This is a genomic window from Streptomyces sp. MMG1533 (assembly GCF_001279775.1).
GTDB lineage: Bacteria > Actinomycetota > Actinomycetes > Streptomycetales > Streptomycetaceae > Streptomyces.
Genome location: NZ_LGDG01000264.1, coordinates 23,748 through 49,806, shown reverse-complemented (window position 1 = coordinate 49,806; position 26,059 = coordinate 23,748). Strand labels below are relative to the sequence as shown.

The following is a 26,059-nucleotide window of genomic DNA, read 5'->3' as shown; positions in this document are numbered from 1 at the left end:
GCCATCGGCTCGTTGAGGGCGGCGACGGCGAAGGGCACGTGGTCGGGGAAGACCGCGACGCTCTTGCCGACCTCGGCGTTCTCGATGAGCAGGTACTCGCTCATGCCGCCGTACTTGCCGCCGCAGCCGATGATGCCGCTCGGGGCGTCCTGCGGGTTGACGACCACGCGGTCGCCCACCTTGAGGTCGGTGACCTCGGCGCCCACCTCGACGATCTCGCCCGCCGGCTCGTGACCCAGGGCCACGGGGACCAGTTCGCCGCCCGCGTGTGCGCGGGCCGGCATGCCGCCCATGTGCAGGAAGGTCACGTCGGTGCCGCAGATGCCGCACGCCCGGATCCGTACCAGGGCGTCCTTCGGTCCGGGCACCGGGCGCTCGACGTCCACCACGTCGACCTTGCCGACGGCACCGGTCTGCACACACTTCATCGTGGCCATGAGGAACTCGCTTTCAGAGGCTGCTGGATACAGGTGGGAAGGAAGTCGCCGACGCCGGACCAGCCGTCGTCGACGGGCAGGACGGCGCCGTTGATGCCGTCGGCGGCGGCGGAGGCGAGGAAGACGATGGTGGCGGCCTGGCTCTCGGCGGTGGTGGTGTCGCCGGAGGCGACGGCGTTGGCGCGGATGCCGGCGCCGAGGTAGGCCGTGGCGAGAGATCCGACCAGCCCGATGACGCCGTGCTTGGAGGCGGCGCAGGCCGCTCCGGCGGCGCCGCGCAGGCCGGTCCCGGAGACGGTGAAGACGATCGAGCCGCGCTCCGCGGCCAGCATGTGCGGCAGTACGGCGCGGGTCAGCAGGAACGGCGCTGTCAGGTTGACCTCGACGACGCGGTACCACTCGGCGTCGTCGGTCTCGCCGAGGGCCGACATCCACCCCATGAGCCCGGAGTGGTGCACGAGGACGTCCACGCCGCCGAAGGCATCGACGGCGGTGTCGACGACCTGGTCCACGACCTGCTGGTCGCTGAGGTCGCCGATGACCGCGAGGGCGGTGCCTCCCACGTCCGCGACGGCCTTGACGGTCTCTTCGGCGCCCGCCCGTCTCGGGTCGGCGACCAGCACGTGGGCGCCCTCTCGCGCGAACCGCACGGCCGCGGCCCGGCCGACGTCCGACCCGGCGCCGGTGACGACGACGCTGCGCTCGTGAAGACCGGTGCTCATGGTGGGTGCTCCTTCTCGGCCGGCTGTGTCTGCCTCGGGTCCGGCGGCGGGACAGGGGAGTTGTCCCGGCCGCCGGACCCGAAGGGAGCGCCGTGCCCCGTCCCCACGGGTTCCGGCGCGGCGGGGACGGCCTCCGCTCAGGGCGCCCCCGGTCTGCGGGGTGGTGACTGCGGTCCGGAAGCCGGATCAGCCGAGCTTGATCTGGTCCGTGCCGTGACCGATGTGCGCGACGACGAGTCCGGCGGCCGACACCTCGGCGTACTCGGCGGTGTGGTAGCGGAAGCAGGCTCCGGCGTTCGGGCCGCGCCGTGCCTCGACCGTCCACCGCAGCTCGTGGAAGAAGAACCAGTCGTCGAAGTGCTGGTTGACGACCTCGATCGAGCGGACGGAGTACTCCGCGTAGAAGGCCTCGAGGTGGGCCCGCAGGTCGTCCTTGGTGTGCATCTCGGGCAGGGTCCCGGAATGCGACACGTAGTCACGCACGCCCCCCTGGATCTCGGGGTGAGCCTTCTCGACGATCGCGTCGACATCGCCCTTGCGATACGCGTCGAGCAGGGTCTCGTGCAGCTCTGCCACGGCGTACCGGCTGGCCAGCACCCCGTCGGCAGGGTCTCCCGGCATGCTGCCCTGCTGGGTCCGGCCCCAGAACAGCTCGCCGGTGATGCCCTCGGAGCCCATCGTCGGGAAGATCACGACGACCGGCCGCTCGCTCTCCTCGCCGGTCTGCTTGAGGCGCCCGCGGCCGCGGCCGCTGACGAAGGTGTACCAGGAGGCGTTGATCTCCGCCACGGGACGGATCGCCACCACGGCGGCGAACCGGTGCATGCCACGGTAGGAAGCGGCGATCTCGTCGAACGTCGTGACGATGCGCTGGGTCGGGAGTTCCTTGCCCTCCTCGACCGAGGGGCTGACGGTGTACGCGTAGGGTCCGCTGGGTGCCAGCGTCGCGAGGATGTCGTCGATGATGTCGACGTACTCGGCCCTGACGTGCTTCCACGCGGTCTCCGAGGTCTGCACCTGCAGATCCGACGCGACGAGCAGGTCCTCGACCTTGGCCCTGTCTTTCATGGTCTTCCTTTCTGGGGGCGGGAAGCCCGAAGGTGTGAGAGTGGGGGAACCGGTTGCGCGAAGAGCCGCACGTCGCCGGAACGGGGCAGAGCTCCGCTCCGGCGGGGAACTCCCCGTCGGGGTACAGAAGTTGATCGCCGGGTCGGGTCCGCGGGCTCGACCGAGCGCGGACCGGCCGACCGGCCTGGGGATGCAAGGGAACGGAAGGCCATCGGGTCGATGACGCCGATGGGGCTGTCGCAGGCTTCGCCCGGCCGCTGGTCTTCACCGTCTGGTCCTGGACGGGGGCGGCGGGGCCGGCGTGGTCGAAAGCGAGCCGCTACGCGGGTCGTCCGAGCACTGAGCCGGCGGCCTGTACGAGGGTGGCCGTCAGGCCGGCGAACATGGCGCGGGCTGCGGCCCGTACTACTTCAGGGGCGCCCGCTTCGTCGTCGTGCTGCGCGGCGTTGTGTGGGGGGTCATGCCGTACCTCCGTGCTGGTGTGCTGGACGTGCCGTGAGGCGGAAGGGGCGCCTCTGGGGACATCCTGGTGGACTGGACCTCCTGGTCAGAGAGCACGGCCTCTTCCCGGGGGGAATCCCTCACGAACGCGGGAGGAACGCGGCGAGGCGGCCCTCCATCACGGCCAGCGCCAGGTCCAGCCGTGAGCGGCAGCCCGTCTTCGCGAACACCTGGGTGAGGTTGTTCTCTACGGTCTTCTCGCTCACCCCGAGTTCCCTCGCGACCTGCCGGTTGGTCAGGCCCCGCCCGACCAGGGCGGAGATGGGCCCTTCGAGGCCGGACAGGGCGGCGGGGCCGGTGCGGCCGGTGTGGTCGTCAGGCGGGGCCACGCCGGATGCCCGCATCGACTCCGTGATCGTCGTCCGCTGGAGGTCGTCGCCGAGGCTCCGGGCGATCTCGTGGGCCTCCTGGAACCAGGGCCGCGGATCGTCGGCCAGGCACGCGGCGGTCATGCACGCCCGCATCAGCTCGCTCCGGTCCCCGCGCGCGCGTGTGAACTCCACCGCCTTGTGCGCGATGGCGACGTCGCGCTCGTCGAGCGCGCGGACGATGAGCGCGGTCGCTTGTAGCGCCGTTCCGCCCAGTCGGGCGTGCCACCGTTCCGTTTCGGCCCGCAGGCGGGGCAGCAGCTTCTGACGACCGCCGCCGTTCCGCTCGACGAACGCGAGCCGGCACAGCAGCCAGCCGATGCCCGCCATGCGTCCCTCGTCGGCCTGTTCCGTCGACCCTTCGCAGTACGCCCAGCCCAGTTTCCGGGCCCGCTCCCAGTCCCCGCTCCGGTAGGCGAGGCCCATGGCGGCCCAGGTGCGCAGCGCGGGCAACGGGCAGTCGTCCCCCGTCAGTTCCCACCACGCGGCGCTCCGCTCGAAGTCGCCCAGGGCCGAGTACACCTCCGCTGCGATCAGGCGGACGGCGTGGTCGACGGGGGTGTGGAGCGGGCCCGCCAGTTCGAGTGCGCGGGCCTCGGCCGGGATGCCGGCCCAGCTCCCGTGCCGGTAGTCCCGCATGATGCGGGCGTAGGCCGCCAGCGGGCCGGTGACCGGGTCGCCGTAGACCGCGGGCCCGAGCACCCGCCGGAAGAGTGCCACCGGATCGAAGCGGTCGCCCTCGGTCGTGTCACCGTCGGTCGTGTCGGTGCCGTGCGTGTCGGTGGCGTGCGTGTCGCCGTCGGTCGTGTCCGTGCCGGTCGCGTCGGTGCCGGGCGGGTCGTCCTCGAAGGGCTCGTCCGCGGCGGGAACGTCCGGGCGCAGGCAGGCGAAGACGGACTCGGCCTCGCTCGCCCGGAGCGGTTCCCGGCCGGTGAACCAGCGGGCGGCGAACTCCAGCGCGCCGTCGGCCGCCGGGTCGCCGGCCAGGGCCTCGTGCACCGGAGCCGGCACCGGACGCCCGGTGTGGACGGCGGCCAGCGCCGCGTACGCCGCCGACTTCCCGGGCTCGGGACCGCCACCGTCGGCGCGCACCCCTTCGGCCACGGCCTCGGCGAGTCCCGCGTAGTCGCCCGACCGCACCAGCAGCGGCAACAGGGTGGCGAGGATGCGGGAGCCGGCCGGGTCACCGGGCTCGCAGTGGCGCAGGGCGGCCCGGTACCAGCGGGCGGCCCGGACGGGGCACGTCGCGAGGGCCCGGGCGGCCTCGCGCTCCAGGAGCGGTACGACGGAGGGGGTGGCCGGCAGCGCGGAGCCGGCGAGCGCGACGTGCTCCACCATCGGGTCCGGCGCCGGTGTGCGGTCGCCCCGCAGCAGGTGTACGGCGAGCGCGCGGTGCACCTCGGCCGCCTCCTCGCGGGCCGTGCCGGGCAGTACGGCGGGGACCAGCGCGGGGCAGGAGACGCGCAGTACCCCGCTGTCGTCGCACACCAGAGCGCCGGCGGTGACGAGACGGTCCACGGTATGGCCGCAGGCGGCGAGATCGTGGCCGGTGGCCGCGGCGAAGTCCGGGAGGTCGTCCATGGAGAAGCGGCCGGCCGAGGCGGTCAGCGCGAGCAGCTGCCTGCCGGTGCCACCGCACTCCGCGACCCGCCGCACCAGGGCGTGGCCGGGGGGCAGCGCCGGCTCGGTCGCGGGGTCGCTCAGGCACAGGTGGCCCTGGAACCGGACGAGGCGGCCTTCGCGGCGTAGTGCCTCGAAGGTGTCCACAACGGTGCCCGGGTTTCCGGCCAGCGGGCCCAGCGCGGCGCGCAGCGCGGGTGCCACGGCCTCGTCCAGCGGTTCGGGGGCGGCGTGGGCCAGCAGGTCGTCGATCCGGTGGTCCGGCAGGGGGCCCAGGTCGACTACGCGGTCCGCGAAGGTGCCCAGCGAGGCCGAACGGGTCGGCCCGCCGGCCCACCCGTCCTCGCGGTACGTCGCCACGACCGTGCAGCCGACGCGGTGGGCGGCGGCCACGATGAGCGCGGGGTCGGGAGCGGCGTGCACGTCGTCGATCAGTACGGCGCCGGGAGCGCTCCCGGCGAGGTGCGCGAAAAGCCGTACCAGTTCGGCGAAGAGGGCGGACCGTGCCCGGGCCGAGCCGTAGCTTTCCGGTCGGCACAACCGGTTCACCGCGGCCATCGTGTCGGTCGGCGGGGAATCCCTGATGTCGGGAAAGGCATTCCGGAACGCTTTCAGTACCGCACGCGCGCCGAACAGGTCCCACCGTGGAATGGCGGCAGAGCAGCGAATCCGTACGATGCCGGGGCCGCGGGTGCGCCAGGTGCGGTGGACTTCCCTCAGCAGGGTCGTTTTCCCCATGCCGGGCTGGCCACGGACGAGGAGCAGCGCCGGGCGCCCGGACACCTCGTCGACGGCCGACAGTTCCGCGTCCCTGCCGCACATGGCTCGGCCCCCTCTCGGCACCACCACTTCCGCCCTCCCCTGCCGTCCATCGGCTCTCCTCGCCGGACAGACGCGTCCCGCTAGCATCTGGTTGACCCCCGTGACCCAGCGAGGATTCATGCACACAGCGCATAGCGTCCCGCCTTACGAACGCGTTGCCGTCGAAACGCTCGCAGCCATCCGCGCGCCCGGATCCCCGAAACTCGTCGTGGTGAGCGGTCCCTCCGTCATGGAACTCGGATCCGTTTTCGATGAACTGTCCTTGCACGACAGGAAGTTCAGCGCGGATGCCCTGGGGGCGGGCTCGGAAATGGTGCGCATTTCCTTCGCTGATTCTTCACCGAAATTTCAACTGTCCGACCGGCTGCTCCGGCGCGCGGTCGCGGGCGGGAACCGCGGAACGGTACTGGTGCTCAGGCATCTCCAGTGCCTCTCCCCGGACGAGCTGTTCTCGCTGGAAGGCCTGGCCCGGCAGCTGGATGGGACGAACACGCGCTGCGTGTGCAGCGTCACGCTGCCCGTGCCCCGGGCGTCCCGCGCCGCGTTCGCCGCGGTGTTCGGCCGGCTGCGGCGGGACGGGCTGGTCCACCATGTGAACCTGCGCCCACTGTCGCCGCGCCGGCTCGGCGCCATGATCACCGCCGAGATCGAGGCCAGGGCCGAACCGGCCCTGGTCGCCTGGGTGTGGCACCTCACCCGGGGCTGGCCCGCCGCGGCGCGCGCGGTGCTTCGGACCGCCCGGGACCAGGGCCTCATCCGGGTCGTCGACCGGCACGCCCATCTCGTGGGAGGCGACTCCCACCCTCGCCCGTCCGCCATCGACGAACTGGTGCTGCCCGTCCGTGAGGCGGACGGCCCGGTCTGGGAAGCCGCCAAGGCGGTGGCCGTGCTGGGCCCGCTCGGCGAGGCCGTGCCACGGCTGACGGCCGAGGCTCTCGACGTCTCCGAGCAGGAAGCCCGTGACCTGCTCACGCGGCTGGCAGAGGCCGGCGTGCTGCGCTACCGCCGGTCGGACTCCGCCTGGGAGTACCGGCTGCCGCTGGCCCGGGCCGCCGTCGGGGCGTCGCTCGGCCCCTACGAGCGGCGGAGCCTGGCCCGGATCGCCGTGTCCGCGCTGTGGCAGGGCACCGCGAGCTGCGCCGATCCCTCCTACCTTCCCGAGCAGATCGCGGCCGCGGGAAGACTGGTGGAACCCGAGCGCGCGAGGACCGACCTGCTGGCCGCCGCCGAGCGGTTGGCGCACCACAACGGCGACCAGGCGTACGACGACCACCGTGCCGTGCGGTGGCTGCGGGCCGCCGCCGATCTGACCACGGACCAGGTGGAGCGGCCCCGCCTGCTGCTGGAACACGCCAAGATCTGCCTGGCGCAGGGCAGGTCCGAGGAGGGCCTGAGCTCCTTGCAGCTCCTCCTGCGGGCCCACCGCGACCAACTGCGCCCGGACCAGCTGCTCGACGTCTGCTTCGCGTACCTGGCCGCCCTGTACCGGGCGGGCGAACTCACCACGCTCGAAAAGATCGCGGCCGACGGCACGCTCCAGGAGCCCGGCGCGGGCGGGCCGCTGGAGCGTGCCGTCGCCCGCGGATGTGCCCTGCTGCTGCTCGGCCGCTGGCGTGAGGTCTGTGACCTCCTGGGGGCGGTCCGGCGGCACGACCAGAGCGGGTTGACCGAGTGGAAGGCCGAGTTCCTGGCCTCGACGGCGGAGCTGTGGCTGGGCATCAGGGACGGGACGGAGCGCAGCAGGGCCACCCTGCCCACCCGTCACCGTGCGGGAGGGGCGACGGCCGCCGAGGTGCACTCCCGGGTCGCCGAGCTGCTGACGCTGGGCGAGATCCGCCGAGCCGAACAACTGCTCGCCGACACGGGGAGGAGCCCGAGGCAGCTGGGCCTGCCCAGCCGGATGCTCATCGCCCTCCACCGGGGGCGGCCGCGGGAAGCGATGGACCTGGCGCGCCGGAGTGCGGTCACCGGCGTGCACACCTGCGACGCCGTGCAGAGCGCGATGTACCACCACGCGGCGGTCCTGCTGGTGTGCAGCGGCAGGCTCACCCGCGCGGGCGAACTTCTCGCACTGGCCGGCGCCAGGCAGCCGATGCTGCCTCACCTGCTCGCTTCCGCCCAGGCTTTGCGTGAACTGGTGTGCGGAGAGGTGGAACAGGCGCGGTCGCTGCTGCGGGCGGCCGTGTGCCGCGCCGAGTCGGACGGCGTGGTGGCGGGGACCGACACGCTGTGGCTGCGGGTGGCCGACGTCGCGATGCACGTCGGCCGGCCCGAGGTCCTGGAGGAGTGCCTGGCCAAGGTCGAGGGAGTCGCCCGCCGGCTCGGCACCGAGCGGGCCGAGATGACCCGGCTCGTCCTGCACGCGGCCGTGCACACCGACCACGGCGCCGCGCGGGCCGCGCGGCGACTGGCCCAGCAGCGGCGGCAGCCTCTGGAGGAGAGCTCCGTACTGTCGCATCTGATCCGCTACGGCATGGGCGACCCGGCCATGCTGCGCGACACCTACACCATGCTCGGCGAACTCGACGCGCTGATGCCCCGGTTCTGGCTGCGTACCGTCATGCGCACGCACGGAGTGGCGGTGCCCGGGCGGCAGGCCACCGCGGCGGAGAACGAGCGGCTGCTCGCCGTACTCGTCTCCGAGGGCCTGACCAACAGGCAGATCGCCAAGGTCCTCAGGACCAGCGAGAAGAGCGTCGAGGGACGGCTGTCGAGACTGTTCTCACGGACGGGGCAGGGCTCACGGGTCGAACTCGCCATGGCGATGCTCACCGGTCGACTCCACCTGTGAGCCCACGGCGCGTCAGGGACGGGGCGCAGGCGGTCACTGTTCGGCCCGGGCAGCCGGCACGACGGGCCGTCCGAAGCCCTGTCCCTGATGTTCCCGAACGCGGATGCATTCGACGGAGACCTGGACGCTCTCCCGTTCGGTGACGAGGACCTGTAGAGACGGAGCACACCCCAGGTCACTGACCTGAGGTGTGCTCCGGAGCGGGTGACGGGAGGCGAACGCGCGCGCTCAGAGTTGTTCACTGCCCTTCGCCGGGGCGAAGAGGGTGACCAGGCCCTGCCACAGGGGCGTGACGTTCGTGCTGGTGGTCGGCGTGCGCCGGGCGGGGCCGGGGGTGGTGTGTGCCGGTCGACGGGTGCGGGATTCCTTGGTCGCTGCGGTGGTGGTGTGCGGCATGACGGACGCTCCTGCGGTCGGGGGTGATCGAAGAGGTGGATGGCGTACGTGTCGTCGTCGGGGAGGGAGGCGGTCAGGCTCGCTGTCCGCGACTGCGGATGAGGCTGGTGCCCGCGCCGAGGGAGACGATGCCCATGCCGGCGCTGGTCATCAGGCCCTGTGTGCCGTCGATGGCGAAGGGGGCGACTGCGGCGACGGTGAGGTTGAACAGGAAGAGGAACCACAGGACGGGACGGGAGGAGAGGAGCGCCTTCATGGGAGTGACCTTTCGGGGAGCAGTAGGGGTTTTGTTGCTTGAGTTAGGCAACCACATCTCGCTTACTTGAGTCAAGCAAGTTCTTTCCCTGCCTCAAAGCGTCGCGGCGACACCAGTCCCGAACGGTGACAGCATCGGTGGGGTGGGAGAGTTCGGCGAGAGCGAGATGAGCGGCCATGGAGCGGCGTATCGTCGGCGGCCCGGGAGCGAGTCCCGGCCCGGATCTCGTCGGTGAGGCGCTCACCGCGCGCGCCACCGTCGACGAACACGGCACCGTGACCGGCTGGAGTGACGGCGCCGAAGGCCTGCTCGGGTACGCGTCGGCGCAGATCCTCGGCCGACCGGCCGCCTCACTTCTCGCGGAGGAGCCCGCGGCGAGCGATCTCCCGCCCTTTGCGGAGCTGCCGAGGTGGCACGGCACGCTGGCCCTCCGGCACCGTGACGGCCGCCGCATCGAGGCCAGGGTCCTGGCGCATCACAGGACGCCGGACGCCGGGGCCCGCGACTGGCTCCTGGTGTCAGCCGTGACCGGGTCGCAGCCCCACCCCGACGACGACGCGCTCGTGCGGCAGGGTCTGCTTCTGTCCCCGTTCTGCGCGACCTCGGTGCACGACACGAACCTGCGCTTCCGCCGTTCCAACCGCTCCTCGCAGGGCGCACTGGGCCTGAGCGACGACGACATGCGCGGGCTGCGGATGTCGGACGTGCTGGACGACCCCATGGTCGGGGAGGTCGAGCGGCTGATGCTGCGGGCCCTGGAGACCGGCGAGCCGCAGTACATGGAAAACCATGCGCGTGCCCCCGGCGAGACCCGTGAACACGCCTGGTCGGTCCACTTCTACCGCCTGGAGGAACCGGACGGCCGCGTCCTGGGCGTGGCCTCCACCGGGCACGACATGACGGAGCAGTACTGGGCCCGCACGCGCCTCCAGCTGATCGCCGAGGCCGGCCGGCGCATCGGCAGCACCCTCGACGTGACGCGGACGGCGCAGGAACTGGCCGACGTGGCGGTCCCGGACCTCGCCGACTTCATCAGCGTCGACCTGTTGGCGTCCCTCGACGACCTGCACGACGAACCCCCGGCGATTCCGGCGGCGGGCGGCTCCCTCGCCCTGCGGCGCGTCGCCCACCAGTCCGTGTATCCGGGGAGCCCCGAGGCGGTCGTCGCGCCGGGCGAGGTGGACGAGTACCCGGACGGATCCCCGCCGGTGGAGAGTCTGCGGTCGGGACGCGCCGTGCTGCACCAGGTGACCGAACCCGCGATCGCCGACTGGGTGGCCCAGGATCCGCTCCGGACCTCGCGGATCCGCGATTTCGGCTTCCACTCGGCGATGAGCGTGCCCCTCTCGGCGCGCGGAACCACCCTGGGTGTCGCCGTCTTCGCCCGTCACCGGCACCCCGACCCGTTCCAGCGGGACGACCTGGTTCTGGCCGAGGAACTGGCGGCCCGGGCGGCGGTCTGCATCGACAACGCCCTGCGCTACACCCGCGAACGCGGCACGGCCGTCACCCTGCAGCGCAGCCTGCTGCCGCAGAGCCTGCCCGAGCAGGCCGCGGTGGAGGTCGCCTCCCGCTATCTCCCGGCCGGCGCCCGCGCCGGGGTGGGCGGCGACTGGTTCGACGTGATCCCGCTGTCCGGCGCCAGGGTGGCGTTGGTCGTGGGCGACGTCGTGGGTCACGGCATCCACGCCTCCGCGACCATGGGCCGGCTGCGTACCGCCGTACGCACCCTGGCCGACATCGATCTGCCTCCCGACGAACTGCTCACCCACCTCGACGACATGGTGGGCCATCTGGCCATCGAGGCGGAAGGCGGGGAGCGGACCGTCGGGGACGGGGAAACCACGGGAGATGTCGGAGCGACGTGTCTGTACGCCGTCTACGACCCGGTGTCCCGCCGTTGCGCGGTCGCCCGGGCCGGGCATCCGCTGCCGATCGTGGTGAGCCCGGACGGCACCGTGGAACTGCTCGACCTTCCGGCGGGGCCCCCACTGGGCCTGGGCGGACTTCCCTTCGAGTCGGTCGAGACCGAACTGCGGGAGGGCAGCCTGCTCGCTCTCTACACCGACGGCCTGGTCGCATCCCGGGACACCGACGTCGACGTCGGTGTCCTCCGGCTGCGCCGGGCCCTCGCCGGTCCCGCCGCGTCCCTGGACGTTCTGTGCGACACGGTGCTGGGAGCCGTACTCCCCGAGCGGCCCACCGACGACGTCGCCCTGCTCGTCGCCCGCACCCGCGCGCTCGACGCCGACCGGGTCGCCACCTGGGACGTGACCCCCGATCCGTCCGCCGTCGCCGAGACCCGCAAGAGGGCGGTCGGCCAACTGGCCTCCTGGGGTCTGTCCGAGGCGGCCTTCGTCACGGAGCTGGTCGTCAGTGAGCTGGTCACCAACGCCATCCGGCACGCCGAGCCGCCCATCCAACTGCGTCTCATCCACGACGCGAGCCTCATCTGCGAGGTCTCGGACGCCAGCAGCACGGCACCTCACATGCGCCGCGCCCGCTCCTACGACGAGGGCGGCCGCGGCCTGCTCCTGGTCGCCCAGTTGACCCGGCGCTGGGGCACCCGCCCCACCCCCATGGGCAAGACGATCTGGGCGGAACAGGGCATCGACCCCGCCCCACCGTCTCTCATCGCCTGAACCGGATCCTCTAGGTCCCGCGCGGCCGTCCGTGACCGGTGCTCGTGGCGTGAGTGAGGCGGGCGGGCCGGGGTGACCCCGGCCCGCCCGCTGTGGAGAAAGCTTTCTTCTGAAGGGTGGGTGCCGTCAGGAGATCTTGATCAGGGTGTAGTCGTCGCAGTAACCGGCCGAGGAACCGGCGTCCTTGTAGCAGTAGACCGCGGCCGAGGTGTTGGTGCTCCCGGTGGTGAAGAAGACGGGCTGCTGGGCGTAGGCGGTGCTGGAGGTGCGCAGGTAGGTCTCGGTGCCGCCGAAGCTCTTCACACCGACGGCGACCTGCTCACTTCCGCTGGCGACCTTGGCCCAGCCGGCCAGCAGGTAGGTACCGCTGGAGGTCAGGCCCGTGGCGGACTGCTCGACACCGCTGGTGGCGGCACCGGTCTGCAGGGCGTAGGTGCCGGTGCGGGCGTTGGAGGCGACCACGTTGGACTGGGCACCGCTGCCGCTGCGGGTCCACGGGCTCAGGGAGCCGGTCTCGAAGCCCGCGTTGGTCAGGATGTTGGCCGGGGTGGAGATCCGCTCCACCGCGAGGTCGTCGCAGTTGCCGGTGCCCGTACCGCCGGTGTTCTTCCAGCAGTAGACCAGCGCCGAGGTGTTGGTGCTGCCGGTGGTGAACAGCACCGCGGCCTGGGAGTACGACGTCGTGGCGACGTTGGTGAACGTCTCCGTGCCGCCGTAGTTCTTGACGCCGATCGCGAGGGTCTCCCCGGCGTTCGCCACCTTGGCCCAGCCGGTGAGGAGGTAGGTGGTGTTCGGGCTGAGGCCGGTCAGGTTCTGGTTGGCGCCGCTGCCGCTTGCCTGGGTCGTCAGTGCGTAGGTGCCGGTGCGGGCGCCCGAGGAGGTGACGGAGGGGGCGGCGCCGCTGTTGGTCCAGGGGCTCATCGCACCCGACTCGAAGCCCGCGTTGGAGACGAGGTTGCCGCCGGTGCCGTTGTAGGCGCCGATGTTGGGCGCGGCCGTCGCGGAGACGGTGTTGCCGAAGGCGTCCTTGCCGCCGTTGCCGCTGATGACCGTACCGGCCCGGATCACCGGAGAGGACGGGTGGACCTGGTAGGCGCCTGCGCCGGTGAACGAGGAGGAGGCGTCCGCGTTGCCGGGGTTGCGGAACTGCGGGTCGGTGACGACCTTCGCCGAGTCGGCGGGCTCGGAGGACGGGTGGGTGCCGTAGAAGAGGTTGTTGGAGTAGACGGAACCGGCGCTGGTGGTGAAGTAGCCGCCGGTGCCGTAGTTGAACACCGCGTTGTTGCGGAAGGACAGCGTTCCGGTGACGCTGCCGCCCCGGCGCGAGTACAGGATCGGGGTGTTCAGGCCGCTCTTGTTGACGTAGATGCTGTTGTTGTAGATCAGCGGGACGGCGACCGAACTGCCGCTCTTGTTGGGGATGTTGCCGACGAGGTGGAAGACGCCCGTGCCGTGGGTCGGGGTGCCCGCGGCGGGGCAGCCGGCGTTGGTGCCGTCGTTCTCGCTGATGTTGTAGCGGATCACCGTGCCGTCACTGGGGACGGTCGAGGTGGGCTCGTTGGCGATCGAGAACGGCGGCATGATCAGCATGAAGCCGCCGAGGTTCTGGTGGCTGTAGTTGTACTGGAACGTGGTGTTGTGGTTGCCCCAGTCGACGTCGTAGCCGGTGCCGTCGGCGCCGTTGACGTGGCAGTAGACCTCGTTGTTCTGGACGACGGTGTCGTTGCTGCCGGACATCCAGATGCCGGCCGAGGCGCCGTTGCAGTACTGGCCGGAGGGCGGGCAGTTGGCCTTCGCGCCGCCGTAGCCGGCCTTGTTGCCGTCGATGAGGGCGCCGTCGTTCTTGACGACGAGGATGTCGTCGGCACCGTCGTAGGTCATGGTGTTGCCGCGGATGACCGTGCCCGTGGTCTGGCCGGTGCCCTGGCCGTCCCCGTCCGGGGTGACGGCTACGGCGATCCGGTCCACGTGGTCGAACGTGTTGTTCTCGACCACCACGTCGTCAAAGGTGGAGACGGGTGTGGTGTGGTCGGTCTGGACGCCGACGCCCGCGTTGGTGGAGTACCAGCCGCCCGACCAGCCGCTGATGTGGTGGATGTTCATGTCGTGCACCCGGATGTGGTGCAGGACGCCGCCGGAGCTGTTCTCGGCGAGGACACCGGAGCGGTACGCGGGCGAGGAGGCCGCGTTGGTCAGCTCCAGGCCGCCGATCTCCCAGTACTGCTGGTTGAGCAGGTGGATGACCGGGCCGGTCGCGCCGTTCGCGTTGATGACCGGCTTGGCGCCGGTGCCGTACGCGCCCATGGTGACGGGGCTGCCGGAGGCGCCCGAGCCGCCGGGGGTGAGCTGGCCGGTGCAGGTGGTGCCGGCGGCGAAGAGGATGTTGTCGCCGGCGCCGAAGGTGGTGTTGTTGACGCCGGCGACGGAGTTCCAGGGGCTGGACTGGGTGCCGCTGCCGTTGGTCGCGGCCGAGCAGTTGACGTAGTAGGTGGTGCCGGCTGCCATGGCGGCCGGGGCCGGGAGGAGGAGGGCGCCCGCCAGCGTGGCGAGCAGGGTGAGGACGCGGGACGCCCTGAGGCCGGGGCGGTCCGATCTGCGACGCTTCATTGCGACGCTCCTTGCTGGGTGAATGTGTCCTCCGGGTCGCGGGACGCGACGCGGGTCTTCCTGCACCGGGCGGGTCGGCCGAAGCGGATACGCCCGGAATCTGTGGCCGGGCGCTTCAGCGTGTGGGGAGTGACGCCAGGAGGGGCGTTTCGAGGACGGAGGCGTGCCGCATGCCCGGCGGCAGAGCCAGGGAGACGGGCTCCCAGTCCACGCCGTCCTTGCTGCGGGCCGCTCCGTACCTCCCTTCGAGGAAGTGGTCGTAGATCATGACCAGCTCGTCTTCGCGGCGGAAGATCGACGGCCCTTCCACCACCGAGGGAGTGACCGGTCCCACGGAGGATCTGTACGGACCTCCGGGGGTGTCGAAGGCGATCAGGTGGATGTCCTTGTGGGCGGTGGCGAGGTCGTTGGTGCCGCGTTCGTCCTTGAAGGCCATGAGGAACCCGCCGCCGTCCACCTCCCGCACGGTGGCGTCGATGACCGAGTGACCGGGGTCGAAGAAGAGACCGGGGGCCGAGAACGTTCTGAAGTCCTCGGTGGTGCAGTGCCAGATGCGGTGGTCCTGCCCGATGTGCTCGAAGTCGCGGCCCTCGGCCGTGCTCCCGGACTCGACGACCGACGACCAGATGAGGTGGTACAGCCCGGTCCCGCGGTCCAGGAAGAACTCCGGGGCCCAGGCGTTGTGGGCTCCCTCGACACCGGACATGACCGGGATGAGTTCCTGAGCCGACCAGGTGAGCAGGTCGGCCGACGTGGCGTGGACGATGCAGGGGCTCGTCCAGCCGTCGGTGGCCAGCAGATGGAACAGGCCGTCCGGGCCCACCCCGATGAACGGGTCGCGCAGTCTGCCGGTGCCGACCGTGCCCCGTAGAACGGGCAGACCGTCGTTCACCGCGGCGAATTCCTCGCCGTCATGGCTGTAGGCGAGATGCAGGGCCTCGTCGGCGTCGGTGAAGTATGAGACCACGTACATCGGCGGGATGGTCCTTCCGGGACGTCGGGGCGCGGGTGCCCCTGGACGGTGGGGTCGTCGGGTGACTTGGAAGCCGCGGATCGGCGGGTGAGGGCATGGACGACCGAGGGAACGGGGGTGATGTGGCGGGCGGTTGAGCGCCCGGGTGTCGGGGACGCCGGACGCGGAGCGCGGCCGCTGTGCTCAGCGGCTGGTCCGTCGGGTCGCCCGCGCGTGGTTCTCGATGGGCACGGAGGTGCCCGGGTTCAGGACTTGACCGCTCCCGCGGACATGCCGGCGACCACCTGGCGCTGGAAGAAGACGAAGATCAGCAGCAGCGGGAGGACACCGAGCAGGGCGGCGGGGAACAGCGTGGTCGGCTGCACGGTGTGCGGGTCGATGAAGGAGTAGGCGTTCACCATGACGGTCCGCTTGTCCGGGTCCTGGAGGAACACCAGGGGCACCACGAGGTCGTTCCAGACCTGCAGGGCGACGAAGGTCAGCATCGTGCTGGTCACCGGCCGCAGCAGCGGCAGGATGATCGTGAAGAACGTACGGAAGGCTCCACAGCCGTCGAGCGAGGCGGCCTCCTCCAGATCGACCGGGATGGAGCGGATGAAGCTGGTGTAGAAGAACACGGCGACCGGGAGGTACAGGGCCGTGTAGATGAAGACCACGCCCGCGTAGCTGTCCAGCAGGTTGAGGTCGCGCATCAGCAGGTACAGAGGCGCCACCACGACGAACACGGGGATCGACGTCCCCAGGATGAACAGCCGGTACATCGCGGTGGACCAGTGCTGGGTGATCCGGGCCAGCGGATAGCTGGCGAGTGAGCCGAACACGGTGATGGCCACACACGAAAGCCCGGTGATCAGCAGGGTGTTGAGGGTGCTCCGCCCGTAGTGGATCTGGCTGAACGCGTCGGTGAAGTTCTTGAAGGTCAGCGAGTGCGGGATGCCCAGGGGGGAGCGGGCCACGTCCGCCGCCGTGCGCAGCGAGGTGACGACCGTGAAGAGGAACGGCAGGACGAACAACAGGGTGCCCAGGCAGAGCAGGACGGTGCCGAGACCGCCGCCGAGTCGGCGCAGCGGGTGGGGCGAGGTCGTGCCGGTGGGAGCGGGCCGCGTTCCGGTGGGCGGCGAAGAGATGTCTGAAGTCATGGTGGCGATCCGTCAGTTTCCTGTTCGTGCCGTCAGATGCGTCGTTCGCGGAGCCGGAGCAGGGAGGAGGTGGCGCTGGACAGGACGACCACGGTCACGAGGAGGACGACCGACAGCGCGACTCCGTAGGCGAACTTCCCGCCGCCGAAGACATTGCGGTACACGAGGAGGGTCAGCGTGTCCGTGGAGCCGGCCGGGCCGCCGTTGGTCAGCACGAGGGGGAACTCGAAGACCTTCAGTGAGCCGATGAGGCTGAGCGTCACGTTGACGGTGAGCGCGGGGGCGAGCAGCGGCCACTCGATGCTGACGAAGCGGCGCCAGCCGCGCGCGCCGTCCAGCGCGGCCGCCTCCAGCAGTTCGGCCGGCATGCTCATGTAGCTGGCGAGGAAGATCGCACAGGAGTAGCCGGTGAACATCCAGATGTTGACGGCGGCCACCGAGTAGAGGGCGGTGGAGGTGTCGCCGAGCCAGACGTGGCCCAGGCCGTGCAGGCCGATCATGTCCAGCAGGGCGTTGATGCCGCCGGTCGGGGCGAACAGGTACGACCAGATGAAGGCGGCCATCACCGGGGAGATCAGGGTGGGCGTGAGCAGCACGACGCTGAGCGTCTTGCGGACCTTGGGGCGGCGGAACAGCAGGCTCGCGAAGAGCAGCCCGAGGCCGTTCTGCGCGACCACGACGACCGCCGCGTACAGCACGGTGTGCCACAGGGCCGCGGTGACCTTCGGGTCGTCGGCCATGGCGCGGTACTGGTCCGTGCCGACGAAGTTGGCGATGGGGCCGCCGAGGCTGTCGGTCATGCTCAGATAGATGCCGCGGGCCAGCGGATACAGCATGAACACGCCGTACACGACGATCGCCGGAAGCAGGAAGGCGGCCATGGTGGCACGCCGTCGGTGGAACACGGGGATCCTCCTCTTGCCCGGACGGCCGTGGCGGGGGCGGGGGCGGGGCGGTCAGGAGCCGCCGACCGCGCCCCCCACCACGGCTGACCAGGGGTGGCCGGGTTACTTCGCGGACGCCGCGGTCTCGATGTCCTTCAGCGTCTGCGCGGCGGACGCCTGGCCCAGCAGGTACGCCTGGATCTTGGAGCCGGTCTCGGTCTCGGCTGCCGCGGCGTACCAGGAGTTGGACGGGAGGATCCGGTAACGGCCTTCCTTGAAGGCCGTGGTGAAGGCCGTCGTCTCGGTGCTCTCCGGGGTCGTGCCGCCCGTGAAGGGCGATTCCGCGTGCTCGGCCTCGAGGTACTTGGCGAGGTTCGCGCTCTGCGACCAGAACTTGACGTACTCGCGCGCCGCGTCACCCTGCTGCGACTGGGAGTTGACGCCCCACATCGTGCCGGAGAACAGCATGCTGTTGGGCTGGGTGCCCGTGGCACCGCCCGGCCAGGGCGCGAAGGAGACCGGGAAACCGGCCTTCTTGACGTTGGATACCTGCCACGCGCCCTGGTACCAGAAGGCGCTCTTGCCCGCGCTGAAGTCCTGCGGTCCCTGCGACCACTCGTCGACACCGATCTCGTTCTTCCAGTTGACGTACCCCTTGTCCTCCAGGGTCTTCAACTGCTCGAGCGGTGCCTTCCAGTCGGGGTTGAACGAGGCCTTGCCGTCCAGGAAATCGGCGTCCCACTGCTTGTTCTTGTCGTAGACGAGGGTCGAACCGCTCGCCTGGAACACGGAGCTGCCGGTCCAGCCGCTCTTGTCGGGCAGCGCGATGGGGTTGATGCCGGCCTTCTTGACCTTGGCGAGGTCCGCGAGGAACGTCGGCCAGTCGGCGGGGACTTCGGTGACGCCCGCCTTCTTCAGCAGGTCCATGTTGGCGTACAGGCCGATGCCGATCAATTCCATCGGCATCGCGAGGGTCTTGCCGTCGGCCTGCGCGAACGGCTTGGCGTCAGGGGCTATCTTGCTCGCCCACGACTCACCGGACAGGTCGGCGAGGTAGCCGGAGGCACCCCACTTCTTCATCTTGTCCGTGTCGACCATGATCACGTCGCCGGCCTTGCCGCCGAGCAGCTCGGGCTGGAGCTTCTGGACGTAGGTGTCGTTCGCGGTGATGTACTCGAAGTCGACCTTGATGTCGGGGTGGGCCTTCTCGAACGCCTTGTTGATCTCCGCGACGTTCGCCGGCTCCGCGCCGCCACCCTTCCACGCCTGCACATGGATGGTCACCTTGCCGCCGTCGGAGGCGCCGGACGACCCGCCTCCGCACGCGGCCAGCGGTATCGCCATGGCGGCGACCGCGGTGGCGACCGCGAGACGTCTCCCAGAACGCTTCATTGCACACCTCACCCATCGTCGGTACGGACCGACTTGCCATCTCTGAAGGGGTTTGCACGGGCTGGTCGGTTTCCGTGTGGGGGAAGTCTTGATACATGCGGAAAGGGACCGGTCGACCCGAGTTTGCGGCACGTTACGTACCGATGGCGGGGACTGTAACGCAAAACTTAGCGGACATCTATACGTAACTTTCCGTGGCCGGGAGGTGCGGCTTGGGTGGGCGTGTTCTTCGGGATCGCAGGCTGAATGTTCATGTATATGCACTATTGAGTGGGCTTTCGGTGCTGCGTCCTTGCAGGTTTCGTTGACGCGCTCACTGCCTTATCGTTACAGTTTCCTGAGTGTTTCCATGCGTGAGGCAGAAGGAGTTCGGGTGGCAGGGCGGGTGACCATCGCGCAGGTGGCCGAGGAGGCCGGCGTCTCCGCGATGACCGTGTCCAACGTCATGAACGGCAAGCCGGGGGCCTCCGAGGAGACCCGACGCCGTGTCATGGAGGTGGCCGGGCGGCTCGGTTACCGGCCGAACGTCGCGGCCCGCAACCTCAAGGCCGGCCGTAGCGGGCTCATCGGCCTCATAGCGCTGGATCTGACCAGTCAGTACGGACTGGAGATCCTGCGCGGTGTCGCCGACGAGCTGGCCAGTGCCGAGCAGGAACTGCTCGTCAACGCCACGTACCACGACGCGGTGCGGGAGAAGGACCGGATCGAGTTCCTGGCACACGGCCTCGTCGACGGTGTCCTCATGATCGCGCCCGTCCTGGAGGACGAGACGGTCAAACTGCTGCGCCGGCAGAAACTGCCCTGCGTCATCATCGATCCTCGGCGCCTGGACGTACCGCTGCCCCGTCTGACCGTCGACAACTACCACGGGATGCGCCAGGGCACCCAGCACCTGATCGACCTGGGGCACACCCGGATCGCCTACCTCCGCGGCGAGGAGGACCTCGAAAGCACGTCCCTCCGCTTTCAGGGCTTCGAGGACGCGATGCGGCTCGCCGGGCTGAAGGTCGAGGAACAGCTGGTCGCCTCGTGCGACTTCTCCTATGCCTGCGGCTTCCGCACCGCCGCACGCCTGATCGACGACCACCGTCCGACGGCGATCGTCGCCGGTGCCGATCTGATGGCGCTCGGCGCCGTCGACGCCGCCCGGGCGCGAGGCCTCAACGTGCCCAGCGACTTCTCCGTCGTCGGCTTCGACGACCTTCCGCAGGCGGCGCAGAGCTTCCCCGGCCTGACCACCGTGCGTCAGCCGCTGCACGACATGGGTCAGAAAGCGGCCCGTGCGCTGCTGTCCGTGATCGAGGGACAGCGGCTGCTCATGGAGCACATGGAGGTGGGCACGGAGCTCGTGGTCCGCAACTCGACCGCCCCGCCGGCCCGAGGCGGTGCGGCGTGACCCGCGGCGGCGCGGTGTGACCCGCGGCGGTGCGGCGTGACCTGCGTCGCGCGGCACCGGACCGGCGCGGCGTGGCACCGGCTCCTGCGGCACGGGACGCCACGGATCGCAGGAGCTGCGCGGCGGGCCGGGCGGGATGCGGGGGGCGGCAAGCCCGTCGTCGGTCGGCTTCGGGACCGTCGAGAGGCGGACGCCGCCTGCGGCCGGCGTCCGGCCGCAGGCGGCGTCCGCCCGGGTGTGTTTGTGCCCGAGGTCAGTTCGGCTTCAGGATGACCGCCACGCCACCCGCATTGGCCATGACCGCGTTCAGCGTGGTCGCCGAGGTCACGGTCTCGGTGCTGACCACGACGGGAGTCCGGAACGGGCTGGCGTTCGGCGTCCCGTCGGCGTAGATGGTCGCCGTGTACGTTCCGTCGGCCAGGAACGACAGCGGCAGTGACAGCGTCCGGGCCGTCTCGTTGGTCATCGCCCCGAGGTACCAGGTGGAGCCGTTGCGGCGGGCGACCGCGACGTACTCGCCGATCGATCCGGCCAGGGTCCTGCTCTCGTCCCAGGTCGTGGGGACGGCGTTGAACCAGGGCAGTCCGGGCCAGCCCGCGGTGTTGGCGTACTTGGACGGCTTGTCGTACCAGAACAGGAAGTTGAGCGGCTGGTAGTACACGGCGGCCATCGCCATCTGATGGGCGTTGGTCGTCTTGTTGCGGGACTGCCCGTAGCAGATGGTGTAGTCGAGCGGACCGCCGATGTTCCTGGCGAAGGGCAGCGTCACATTGTGGGTGGCGGTCGGGAACTGCTCGTTGCCCCGCACCCCTTCCAGGCTGATGTAGTTCGGGTACGTGCGCTCGTAGCCGAACGGCCGGACGTCGTCGTGCATGTCGATCAGCAGCCGGTACTTGGCGGCGGTTTCGGCCCAGCCGGTGATCTGGTTGGTCATCGTCTGGGTGCCGTCGTTGATGAAGCCGAGCTTGATGCCCTCGACGCCCCAGCTCTTGTAGAGGCCGAACAGCGCGTCCGCGTCGGTCAGGGCGAGCCGGTTGACGTAGAGGAAGACGCCGATGCCCTTGCTCGCGGCGTACGAGATGACGGCCGGCATGTCGATGGCGGCGATCGGGGTCGTGGCGTCGGTGGTGGTGAACTCGGGCCCGTACCAGCCGGCGTCGTACTCGATGTAGTCGATGCCGCGGGCCACGGCGAAGTCGACGCCCGCGAGGCCGGCGGCGGTGGACAGCTCACAGCGGAAGACCTTGCCCGGCTTGATCCACGAGGTGTCGGCCAGGGCGGTGGCCGGGGCCAGATTGAGCACCAGCTCGGCGTTGTCGACCAGTTCGGCATGCGTGGACCCGATGACCACCGCGCGCCACGGCGTCGCGAACGGAGTGGTGACCGTGGACGTCGTCTCCACCGGCCCGGATCCGCGGGCGGTGTGTTCCATCAGGAACGCCGAGAGGGTGCCCGGCTGCCCGGGAACCGAACTGAGCATCAGACGCGGGAAGTTCAGCCGGGCGGACTCGCAGATGCAGGCGATGCGCCCATCCGGGAGGGCGGCGGTCAGCGGCAGGTCGGTCAGGGGGCCCTGGTCGGTGCTCGACGTTCCGGTGGAGGGGATCGCGTCGGGGGCCACCGGGTTGTAGGCGTCCTCGTCGCGGGCGCTGTACACCGTGGTGTCGTCGGGGAAGACGAACGTCGTCAGTTCGTCGGCGATGGTGGCGGTGCCCTTGTCGAGCAGGACGTAGCGGAGGGCCACGCCGGTCTTGTACGCGCGGATCTGGACACTGAAACGGATGCCCGAAGCGGTGTCCTGAAGGTTCCAGCGCTGCTCCTGGTAGAGGTCGGTGACGCTCGCGTTGCGCCCGTACACCGGGGACCAGGTGTCGTGAACGGTCCAGTGCTGGTTGAGCGTCACGCCCACGTCGCTGCCGAGTACGGTCCCGTCGCTCAGCCTGAGCCCCAGCGCCGAGGCGTCGATCACCGTCTTGCCGTTGCGCTCGGCGGACCACTGAAGTGCCCCGTTCACCACCGACATGGTGATGGACGTGCCGGCCATCCGTGCGGTCGCGCGGACCGGGGCGTCCGCCGCGTGGGCCGGCCGCGTGGCACCCAGCCCCATCGCCGCCATCCCGGCGGTGACGGCCGCGCCCTTGAGCATCCCCCGGCGGGACAGCGCCCCCGAGCGGCCGTCTCTGTCCGCGGCGGGCTCTTCCTGGTCTCCTGCAGCTCTCATCGTGAAGGGACCTCTCCTTTGAGGATGGCGTCGGCAGACGCTCGAGAGTCACGTCGGTAGGCGCGGCGTGGGCAACAGAATTTTGGTAGTAACCGTTTACCGACGTGGGGAACGTACGTGCTGAGGAAACCCGGGTCAAGATCCCGCGTCCCCCGAAAATCACGGGCGCACGCGGGTGGCGGGCAGACCGAACTCGCCACGGTGTTCGACCTGCCCATGGACTCCGTGCGCGTCGTCTCCCTCTTCGTCGGCGGCGGTTTCGGCAGCGGGCTGCGCTGCCGGCCGCACACGGTCGTCGCCGCGATGGCGGCCCGTGAGACGGGCCGCCGGTCGAACTGGTCCTGAGCCGCGGGCAGATGGACGTTCCTGACTCCAGGCCCCCGGAGCCGGATCAGGCGCAGCCGCCGGGGATGAACGCCGGTGTGTGCCGAACCCGCGGGTGTCGGTGGCTCCGCGAGGGGACCCCGGGGAGCACTGCGGCCTTGACGGGGCTACCCGGCCCTGGGCCGGCCCTCGTGGTTTCCGGGCCGGAGGTGTGTCAAGGGCGGGTCGGGAGCCAGCCCTGCTGAACGGCGCGTACACCGGCCTCGAAGCGGCTGCGTGCGCCGAGGCGGTCCATCAGTTCGCAGGCGATCCGCCGGGCCGTGCGATGCGACACCCCGAGCCGCTTGGCGATCGCCTCGTCGGTGTGCCCCTCGGCCAGTAGGCGCAGGGCGGTCACCTGCTGGCCGGTGAGCCCGTTCGGGTCGGTGGGGACGACCTGGCCGAGCGGCTGGGCGGCCTCCCAGGTGGCCTCGAAGAGCGCGCACAGCGCGGTGAGTGTGCCCTGGCCGGTCAGGAGGACCGCGCCCGCGGCGGTGTCGTCGCTGCTGACCGAGATCATGGCGACCCGCCGGTCCATGAGGATCATCCGTGTCGGCAGCGAGGGCACCGTGCGGACCTGGCCGCCCAGCCCGGCCAGCCAGTCGGCGTGTTCGACGGTGGGCCGGTTGGTGCGGACGCTGTCCAGGTAGATCGTGCGCATGCGCACCCCGCGGCCGAGCAGATCCTGGTTGAGCGGCCGTGACGCGGCCATGTTCTCCGCGGTCTGGGGCCCGCCCGGGGCGAAGGCCAGGAACTCCTCGCTCACCTCACGGGTGAGCACGGCCAGCCGGTCGCGTATCTGGTCGAGGCCGACCAGTTGCTCCACGCCGGGATGGCTGATGGCCGGACGGAGCTCGGCGTACTCGGAGATGAGCTGGGCCGCGGCCGCCCGCGAGGCTTCCAGGCGCTGCTGGTGGGCTGCCAGCTGGGCCTGCTGCCGGGCCATCAGGATCTCCATCCCGATGTCCGGGGAGACGGCCCGGAGCCGGCCCGCGTCTCCGGCGGCGGGGCGCACCAGAGCCAGCTCGCTGAGTGTGTCGAGGGAGTCCCGCACCTCTTCCTCGGACCGCCCCACGGAATCGGCCAGGGCCGCGACACCGGCGGCCGGGTGTCTGAGCATGGCGCGGTACACCGTCTCCGCGACGGAGTCGAGTCCGAGTGCGGTAAGCATGTGATCCCCCAGTATTCCTGCACGGAACATCCCCTGTTCGAGCGAGATCTTCGCAGAGGGGTGAGAGATCGTCACCAGGGAAGGACGGAACGGGCCCCGGCCGCAACCGTCCAGTCGTGAAGCTGCCGGGCCGACAGGATCAGTTGAGACTCTGGAGCGCATGTACCTCGTCCACGCGCATCTGGAGCTGCCTTCAGGTGAACAACTGCCCCCGGACATAAGGGCCGTGGTGCGCTCCGCGATCACTGCGGGCGACCGCGTCGAGCACGTCGCCGTGCACCCCCGCTCCTCGTCCGGACTCACGCTCGGCTTCTATGTGCTGGCCGGCGTGCTGGAGGAGGCGGAGGAGCGGGCGGTTCGGGTCTGTGCCCGACTGCTGCGTGACGTACCGCAGTTGACCACGGCACGGCTGACCGGGGCCGGGGCGCCGCTGATGCCGCTGGCCTTCGCGCCGCAGCCGGTGGACTGAAGGGGCCGGTGTGGACGCATGAGTCCAAGGCCCTTTCCGTCCATCCCTGAACCCTTCTCACGGGCCTGAGCTGCGACGAAGCTATTGATCACCGGCCAGGCCGAAGCGTCACCGCGGGACGCGAGGGCCAGACCGGACACCGCAGTTCACCCTCGGAAGGAACGGACACAGCCATGCTTCGCACGCGCTTCGCCAAGGCCGCCGCGGTCGCCTCCCTTGTCATCGTGGCGTCTCTCGCCGCCCCGGCCGTCGCGTTCCATTCCGAGGCCGACGCGGCCGCGGCCTCCTCCGTTCTCGCCGACGCCGGCTGGCAGGTCGCCCCGGCGGACGCCGGCTGGCAGTAGTCCGTTCGCTGCCGCAGCCCACTCGACGACCTGCCGTCCACTCGACGACCTGCCGCCAACTCGACGCCCCGCCGCCCACCAACGTCCGGCCGTGGGTGATCGGTTGTGCCCGGCCCGCCGCTCTCGGGCCACCCCGCCGACCACCTTCCGATGCCTGCCTGCTGCCTGCTGCCTGCTGCTTGCCTGCCTGACCGCAACCGCCCCAGGGGGACCCAAAAGTGAAGAACATCCGCAAGACCGGCCGTAGAGTCGCGGGCCTGCTGGCCGCCGGCGCCCTCAGCGCCGGGCTCCTCACGGTGACCGCTCCCATGGCCGAAGCGGCCACCACCTGTTCGGGCAGCGTCAACATCTACGGTGTACTCGACGACGGCAGGCTGACGTTCAGTCAGATCAACCCGGCCACCGGGGACCTCGCCAAGGTGCTCGTCGGGCCCGACCTCGGCTTCGAGCCGAAGGCCATGGCGACCCTCAACTTCAACACCGTCCTGGTGACGTCGACCTCCGGCGCCCTCTACCGCGTCGACGTCAAGACCAACAACACCAGCCTCGCCCTGCTGAACGCGCCGGTGAAGATCGCCGAAAGCGGCTGGACCCACGACAAGCTCACCTACGACGGTCACGGTCACCTCTACGGCACCACCGCCGCGGGTCTGCTGCTGCGCTACAACGTGACCGAGGACAAGCCGGCCGGCTCCCAGCACATCGGCGTGCGCACCGAGATCGACACCGGGTTCGTCCTGAAGACCCTCACCGCCACCGGCGACGACCGGCTCGGCGCCACCACCGAGGACGGACGGCTGCTCGACTACACGATCACGGGCGCGGGCTCCTGGAAGAGCAACGCCCTCAAGTCCTCCGGCTGGTCCGGCTTCAACCAGCTCGTCTCGCCCGGCGCCGGCCTCTACTACGGCCGCCTGTCCACCGGCGCCATGTACTGGTACAAGGACGCCAACCCGACCGACGGCTCCGGCGCCGACATCTCGTACCACCTCGACGACCCGGTCAACACCAGCGGCTGGACGCAGAAACTGCTGTCCGCCCAGCCGGGCACCTACACCTGCACCACCAGCACGGACACGGTCGACCGCGACAACATCACCGAGGTCAAGGCCGCCGGACGGCAGATGATGAACAACAAGGACGCCTCCTGGGCCACCTCCGCGCAGTGGGCCTGCCTGGAGACGCTCTGGGACCACGAGAGCAACTGGCGCTGGAACGCGACGAACCCCTCCTCCGGCGCCTACGGCATCCCGCAGGCGCTGCCCGCGAGCAAGATGGACGTCGCGGGCGACGACTGGAAGGAAAACCCCCTCACCCAGATCAAGTGGGGTCTGAGCTACATCGACGGCCGCTACGGGTCCCCGTGCAACGCGTGGAACTTCTGGCAGGCGAACAACTGGTACTGATGCCGACGGACTTGAAAAGGGCGGCGCCCCCTCGGACCGAGGGGGCGCCGCCCTTTTGGCGTGGGCCGACG

At 70.5% G+C, this 26,059-nt stretch carries 19 protein-coding genes and 1 pseudogene; 7 read left to right on the top strand and 13 right to left on the bottom strand.

All coding sequences use genetic code 11. The features are described from left to right. From ADK57_RS40210 to ADK57_RS40195, 4 genes are all read right to left on the bottom strand, one after another. Nucleotides 1–437 (bottom strand): alcohol dehydrogenase catalytic domain-containing protein (locus tag ADK57_RS40210; protein ID WP_159050229.1); only part of this gene is annotated, 437 nt, incomplete at its 3' end. Continuing rightward, the gene (locus ADK57_RS40205; protein WP_063786088.1) at nucleotides 425–1,159 is read right to left on the bottom strand and encodes an SDR family NAD(P)-dependent oxidoreductase; all 735 of its coding nucleotides are present in this window, start codon (nucleotides 1,157–1,159) and stop codon (nucleotides 425–427) included. The genes ADK57_RS40205 and ADK57_RS40210, both read right to left, overlap by 13 nt. Before the next feature lie 186 nt (nucleotides 1,160–1,345). Further along, nucleotides 1,346–2,227, bottom strand: a complete 882-nt coding sequence (locus ADK57_RS40200) for a hypothetical protein (RefSeq protein ID WP_053754677.1) — start codon at nucleotides 2,225–2,227, stop codon at nucleotides 1,346–1,348. 581 nt (nucleotides 2,228–2,808) lie between these two features. Continuing rightward, the gene (locus tag ADK57_RS40195) at nucleotides 2,809–5,538 is read right to left on the bottom strand and encodes an AAA family ATPase (RefSeq protein ID WP_053754676.1); all 2,730 of its coding nucleotides are present in this window, start codon (nucleotides 5,536–5,538) and stop codon (nucleotides 2,809–2,811) included. A gap of 409 nt (nucleotides 5,539–5,947) precedes the next feature. Between ADK57_RS40195 and ADK57_RS40190 the strand changes: the two genes are divergently transcribed. Continuing rightward, complete coding sequence (locus tag ADK57_RS40190) at nucleotides 5,948–8,329, top strand: LuxR C-terminal-related transcriptional regulator (protein ID WP_159050228.1); 2,382 nt, start codon at nucleotides 5,948–5,950, stop codon at nucleotides 8,327–8,329. A gap of 228 nt (nucleotides 8,330–8,557) precedes the next feature. On the opposite strand, the gene ADK57_RS50270 is transcribed toward ADK57_RS40190, so the two are convergent. Next, the gene (locus tag ADK57_RS50270; RefSeq protein ID WP_159050227.1) at nucleotides 8,558–8,725 is read right to left on the bottom strand and encodes a hypothetical protein; all 168 of its coding nucleotides are present in this window, start codon (nucleotides 8,723–8,725) and stop codon (nucleotides 8,558–8,560) included. A 73-nt stretch (nucleotides 8,726–8,798) separates the two neighbouring features. Then, nucleotides 8,799–8,981, bottom strand: coding sequence for a hypothetical protein (locus ADK57_RS40185; RefSeq protein WP_053754674.1), 183 nt, complete (start codon nucleotides 8,979–8,981; stop codon nucleotides 8,799–8,801). 176 nt (nucleotides 8,982–9,157) lie between these two features. Here ADK57_RS40185 and ADK57_RS40180 point away from each other — a divergent pair, with 176 nt between their 5' ends. Beyond that, the gene (locus ADK57_RS40180) at nucleotides 9,158–11,623 is read left to right on the top strand and encodes a SpoIIE family protein phosphatase (protein ID WP_053754673.1); all 2,466 of its coding nucleotides are present in this window, start codon (nucleotides 9,158–9,160) and stop codon (nucleotides 11,621–11,623) included. A 126-nt stretch (nucleotides 11,624–11,749) separates the two neighbouring features. Here the strand turns inward: ADK57_RS40180 and ADK57_RS40175 are convergent, their stop codons facing one another. The 5 genes from ADK57_RS40175 to ADK57_RS40155 all read right to left on the bottom strand — a co-directional run bounded on the left by ADK57_RS40175 (nucleotide 11,750) and on the right by ADK57_RS40155 (nucleotide 18,618). After that, on the bottom strand, nucleotides 11,750–14,230 hold the full coding sequence (locus ADK57_RS40175) for a carbohydrate binding domain-containing protein (RefSeq protein ID WP_053754672.1): 2,481 nt from the start codon (nucleotides 14,228–14,230) through the stop codon (nucleotides 11,750–11,752). Nucleotides 14,231–14,345: 115 nt separating this feature from the next. Further along, nucleotides 14,346–15,203: a glycoside hydrolase family 43 protein gene (locus ADK57_RS40170; RefSeq protein ID WP_053754671.1), complete on the bottom strand. Its 858-nt coding sequence runs from the start codon at nucleotides 15,201–15,203 to the stop codon at nucleotides 14,346–14,348. 245 nt (nucleotides 15,204–15,448) lie between these two features. Further along, nucleotides 15,449–16,342 (bottom strand): carbohydrate ABC transporter permease, encoded by an 894-nt coding sequence (locus ADK57_RS40165; RefSeq protein WP_053754670.1) that lies wholly within the window; start codon nucleotides 16,340–16,342, stop codon nucleotides 15,449–15,451. 32 nt (nucleotides 16,343–16,374) lie between these two features. Next, a complete protein-coding gene (locus tag ADK57_RS40160; RefSeq protein ID WP_053754669.1) occupies nucleotides 16,375–17,247 on the bottom strand; it encodes a carbohydrate ABC transporter permease in 873 nt (290 codons plus the stop codon). A gap of 102 nt (nucleotides 17,248–17,349) precedes the next feature. Then, nucleotides 17,350–18,618 (bottom strand): ABC transporter substrate-binding protein, encoded by a 1,269-nt coding sequence (locus tag ADK57_RS40155; RefSeq protein ID WP_053754668.1) that lies wholly within the window; start codon nucleotides 18,616–18,618, stop codon nucleotides 17,350–17,352. Nucleotides 18,619–18,991: 373 nt separating this feature from the next. Between ADK57_RS40155 and ADK57_RS40150 the strand changes: the two genes are divergently transcribed. After that, on the top strand, nucleotides 18,992–20,014 hold the full coding sequence (locus ADK57_RS40150) for a LacI family DNA-binding transcriptional regulator (protein WP_078973599.1): 1,023 nt from the start codon (nucleotides 18,992–18,994) through the stop codon (nucleotides 20,012–20,014). 253 nt (nucleotides 20,015–20,267) lie between these two features. Here ADK57_RS40150 and ADK57_RS40145 read toward each other — a convergent pair whose 3' ends face one another. Next, nucleotides 20,268–22,235, bottom strand: coding sequence for a glycoside hydrolase family 97 protein (locus ADK57_RS40145; protein WP_053754667.1), 1,968 nt, complete (start codon nucleotides 22,233–22,235; stop codon nucleotides 20,268–20,270). A 189-nt stretch (nucleotides 22,236–22,424) separates the two neighbouring features. Here ADK57_RS40145 and ADK57_RS51760 point away from each other — a divergent pair. Continuing rightward, nucleotides 22,425–22,594: pseudogene (locus ADK57_RS51760) on the top strand (molybdopterin cofactor-binding domain-containing protein); the annotation flags it as partial. A 179-nt stretch (nucleotides 22,595–22,773) separates the two neighbouring features. On the opposite strand, the gene ADK57_RS40140 reads toward ADK57_RS51760, so the two are convergent. Next, a complete protein-coding gene (locus ADK57_RS40140; RefSeq protein ID WP_053754666.1) occupies nucleotides 22,774–23,769 on the bottom strand; it encodes a helix-turn-helix domain-containing protein in 996 nt (331 codons plus the stop codon). Nucleotides 23,770–23,929: 160 nt separating this feature from the next. Here ADK57_RS40140 and ADK57_RS40135 point away from each other — a divergent pair, with 160 nt between their 5' ends. The 3 genes from ADK57_RS40135 (at nucleotide 23,930) to ADK57_RS40130 (ending at nucleotide 25,988) form a co-directional block, all read left to right on the top strand. Beyond that, the gene (locus ADK57_RS40135) at nucleotides 23,930–24,238 is read left to right on the top strand and encodes a hypothetical protein (RefSeq protein ID WP_053754665.1); all 309 of its coding nucleotides are present in this window, start codon (nucleotides 23,930–23,932) and stop codon (nucleotides 24,236–24,238) included. Nucleotides 24,239–24,411: 173 nt separating this feature from the next. Continuing rightward, entirely contained in the window at nucleotides 24,412–24,582 is a 171-nt protein-coding gene (locus ADK57_RS50710; protein ID WP_199830786.1) for a hypothetical protein, read from the top strand. Nucleotides 24,583–24,800: 218 nt separating this feature from the next. Continuing rightward, nucleotides 24,801–25,988, top strand: coding sequence for a tachylectin-related carbohydrate-binding protein (locus ADK57_RS40130; protein ID WP_053754664.1), 1,188 nt, complete (start codon nucleotides 24,801–24,803; stop codon nucleotides 25,986–25,988). Nucleotides 25,989–26,059: the final 71 nt, after the last annotated feature.

Bases quoted from the DNA above. Each gene is read 5' to 3' on its own strand.
- ADK57_RS40205 (WP_063786088.1), bottom strand. From the start codon at position 1,159: ATGAGCACCGGTCTTCACGAGCGCAGCGTCGTCGTCACCGGCGCCGGG.
- ADK57_RS40200 (WP_053754677.1), bottom strand. From the start codon at position 2,227: ATGAAAGACAGGGCCAAGGTCGAGGACCTGCTCGTCGCGTCGGATCTG.
- ADK57_RS40195 (WP_053754676.1), bottom strand. From the start codon at position 5,538: ATGTGCGGCAGGGACGCGGAACTGTCGGCCGTCGACGAGGTGTCCGGG.
- ADK57_RS50270 (WP_159050227.1), bottom strand. From the start codon at position 8,725: ATGCCGCACACCACCACCGCAGCGACCAAGGAATCCCGCACCCGTCGA.
- ADK57_RS40185 (WP_053754674.1), bottom strand. From the start codon at position 8,981: ATGAAGGCGCTCCTCTCCTCCCGTCCCGTCCTGTGGTTCCTCTTCCTG.
- ADK57_RS40180 (WP_053754673.1), top strand. From the start codon at position 9,158: ATGGAGCGGCGTATCGTCGGCGGCCCGGGAGCGAGTCCCGGCCCGGAT.
- ADK57_RS40175 (WP_053754672.1), bottom strand. From the start codon at position 14,230: ATGAAGCGTCGCAGATCGGACCGCCCCGGCCTCAGGGCGTCCCGCGTC.
- ADK57_RS40170 (WP_053754671.1), bottom strand. From the start codon at position 15,203: ATGTACGTGGTCTCATACTTCACCGACGCCGACGAGGCCCTGCATCTC.
- ADK57_RS40165 (WP_053754670.1), bottom strand. From the start codon at position 16,342: ATGACTTCAGACATCTCTTCGCCGCCCACCGGAACGCGGCCCGCTCCC.
- ADK57_RS40155 (WP_053754668.1), bottom strand. From the start codon at position 18,618: ATGAAGCGTTCTGGGAGACGTCTCGCGGTCGCCACCGCGGTCGCCGCC.
- ADK57_RS40145 (WP_053754667.1), bottom strand. From the start codon at position 22,235: ATGAGAGCTGCAGGAGACCAGGAAGAGCCCGCCGCGGACAGAGACGGC.
- ADK57_RS40140 (WP_053754666.1), bottom strand. From the start codon at position 23,769: ATGCTTACCGCACTCGGACTCGACTCCGTCGCGGAGACGGTGTACCGC.
- ADK57_RS40135 (WP_053754665.1), top strand. From the start codon at position 23,930: ATGTACCTCGTCCACGCGCATCTGGAGCTGCCTTCAGGTGAACAACTG.
- ADK57_RS50710 (WP_199830786.1), top strand. From the start codon at position 24,412: ATGCTTCGCACGCGCTTCGCCAAGGCCGCCGCGGTCGCCTCCCTTGTC.